Origin of the sequence: Methanospirillum sp., from assembly GCF_028679455.1 — an archaeon.
In the GTDB taxonomy this organism is placed as follows: Archaea; Halobacteriota; Methanomicrobia; order Methanomicrobiales; family Methanospirillaceae; genus Methanospirillum.
This window is the reverse complement of sequence record NZ_JAJRBM010000371.1, coordinates 1-2,825: the sequence shown is the minus strand read 5'-3', so window position 1 is coordinate 2,825 and position 2,825 is coordinate 1. Positions and strand designations below refer to the sequence as shown.

Below are 2,825 nucleotides of genomic sequence, written 5' to 3'. Positions count from 1 at the left end.
CGGTCTCTTTCCGAACCCGGAAGTTAAGACACCTCACGTGGATACTGGTACTGAGGTACGCGAGTCCTCGGGAACGTATCTTCGCTGCTATTGTTCTCATTATTCTATTGATAGTCTTTGTGATTATTGATCACAACACGGTTCAATCCTGAGAAGGCTCTTTAATTATTGTGTTTAGTGTGTCATTTGATTTGGATTTGATATTGTCAAAAAGAGTCATATTATTATCTTTACATGAATTAGGCAATCTGATTTCTCATTGCTTACTTATTTAGGAGTAAATACAAATTACATCCTGAATAGATAGTATGCCCCCCTTTCAATTGACCCATAATCCGATAGGTACTCCTCCTTATCCAATTCCTTCTGAAGATCAACAGGTGGTCAGTCAGGGAGAAATTCTAAAAATCTTGTTAATTGACTCAATACCAGATCTGGCTAATTTGTCTAAGATTAATCTCGAACGCAGCAGTCGTATTTCGGTCACGATTGCTAAAACCGGAAAAGAATCTCTTGATTTTACCCGTAACACCCAGTTTGATGCTATTGTCTCTGGTTATGATATGCCGGATATGAATGGAATTGATCTCCACCATGCACTTCAGCGTGAAGGATTAAAGATACCTTTCATTCTCTTTACTGTACCGGATGATCAAGCCCTTTTATCTGATCCTGATTCTCCCCCTGATGCGAGTTATCTTGATTTGTCACAGAAAATTAGGCAGGCTGTTGAACTGTATCGGACACGAAACCGGCTCGAGTTGTACTCAAAACATCTTGAAGAACTGGTTGAGGAAAGAACCCGTCAGCTCAGAGAAGCTCAACGCTTTTCGGTAATTGGAGAACTATCTACTATGATAGGTCATGATATGCGAAATCCGCTCCAGGTAATCACAAACATGAATTATCTGCTCAATCGGAGGATTACCAGGATGGACCCTGAAGAAGCTGCCATTCTTCATAAACATGGAATTCCGGATCTCTTCTCTCGGATCGGTGTTGAAACCCAATATCTTAATAAAATTGTATCAGATCTACAAAATTATGCACGCGAAGTGAATCTCAATCTGGTGAGTACAGATCCGGGGGAATTTTTGGATGAACTGCTTGGGTCAATTACATTGCCTGATAATATTATGATTAAGAAAGAATATCATCCTGGAATTCTGGCATCTGTGGATACAACACTTTTTCGTAGAGTTATGGAAAATTTGATCATCAATGCGATTCAAGCGATGGAAACAGGAGGGGTATTAACCCTGGGGACTGCAGAAAAAAATGATCATATATGTATCACCGTCACAGATACTGGTACAGGAATTCCACAATCGGCGTTGGAACGAGTGTTTGAACCACTCTTCACTACAAAATCAAAAGGGACCGGACTTGGTCTTTCTGTTTGTAAACGCCTCGTAGAAGCACATGGTGGGACAATTGGTGTGAGAGAGACTTCCTCGACAGGAACAACCTTTGAAGTTCTTATCCCGAAAGTTCCTGAGTCAGTACAAAAACTGGTTTGAAAGATATGAAACGGATTCTAGTTGTTGATGATGATCAGGGGATTCTGGATAGTACAAAGCAGATCCTGGAAATTGACGGATACGAAGTTGAAACCGCTACTACTGCAGGGGATGGATTAAAAAAGATTGAATCAACGTTTTTTAATCTTGCACTATTTGATATAAAACTCCCTGATATGGAAGGCACAGAACTGCTTGAAAAAGCCCATAAACTGCGCCCACGGATGAAAAAAATTATGGTGACTGGTTATGCGAGCCTTGAAAATTCTGTAATCTCACTCAATGCAGGTGCAGATGCGTATATTTTAAAACCTGTTGATCCAGACATGCTTCTTGTAAAAATTAAAGAGAAGTTGGATGAACAGGATCGGGATATGGCGCTGGACGGGGAGAAAGTAGCTGAATTTTTGGAAGAACGTCTTTTGTCGCTGAAACGATAAAACCTGCTGAATAAAGTGAACACAATAGGGAAAGAAGAACTGATACAACTTCTTCGGGAAAGTGACAGCCCTGACTCCACTTTTCTGGAAGATCCGGAGATCACTTCTGAAAACTTTATTCCTACACTTAAACGCCTTCGAATAATAGTATCTGATGATTTTTTCGCAACTCTGGCTGATCGGCTTGGTCTTACGTTTATGGAACGGGAGAGTATCCTTGGTAACCTTGATTTAGGTTGCATTCTTCCCTATGCAGTAGGTGAAGAAGATCTCATTGTTCTGCTTGAGTCTAAGCCCGGATATTTAAAGGTACTAACTGCAAATCCCCTGGATACCCTATTATTTGTCCGTTTGGAAGAGGTCTTCAAGAAGAAGATCGAACGAGTTGTTACTCCGCTTGATGTGATCCTTACTCTTACTGAAGGATGTTATGAGGGCCCTCATGGATATAGTGCACTCAATGAACTGGTAGATCGTCAACCAGATGAGTCAGCGTACCGGATCCTAGTTCCATGGCAGAAAGGAGTGATCGTTTCAATATTTCTCCTGATGCTAGCACTCATCATAACCAACCCGTATTTCTGGTTATTTGTATTCTTTACGATTCTAAATATCAGTTATTTTGTAATGAACCCGATAAAATTTTATATCTCTTTTAAAGGGCTCACTGGTACCAATTCACTTATCTATGTATCAGATGAAGATGTGCAAAATATTACTGATGGGGAGTTGCCAGTCTATACGATCCTTGTTCCGCTTTTCCATGAACAGGAGATGCTTCCTCACATCCTCCAGAATATTTCAGATCTCGATTATCCCCGGGATAAACTCGATGTAAAGATCCTCATGGAAGAAGAGGATACTG

Annotated in this window: 3 protein-coding genes and 1 rRNA gene; all 4 read left to right on the top strand. The window is 40.6% G+C overall.

The annotated features are described in order from the left end of the window. Window positions 1-93: ribosomal RNA gene (gene rrf / locus LUQ50_RS12575) — 5S ribosomal RNA — on the top strand; the annotation flags it as partial. Between the two features lie 215 nt (window positions 94-308). After that, window positions 309-1,520, top strand: a complete 1,212-nt coding sequence (locus LUQ50_RS12570) for a hybrid sensor histidine kinase/response regulator (RefSeq protein ID WP_300040186.1) — start codon at window positions 309-311, stop codon at window positions 1,518-1,520. Window positions 1,521-1,525: 5 nt separating this feature from the next. Then, complete coding sequence (locus tag LUQ50_RS12565) at window positions 1,526-1,960, top strand: response regulator (protein WP_300040185.1); 435 nt, start codon at window positions 1,526-1,528, stop codon at window positions 1,958-1,960. A gap of 15 nt (window positions 1,961-1,975) precedes the next feature. Then, window positions 1,976-2,825: hypothetical protein (locus LUQ50_RS12560; RefSeq protein WP_300040184.1), on the top strand; the 850-nt coding region annotated here is incomplete at its 3' end.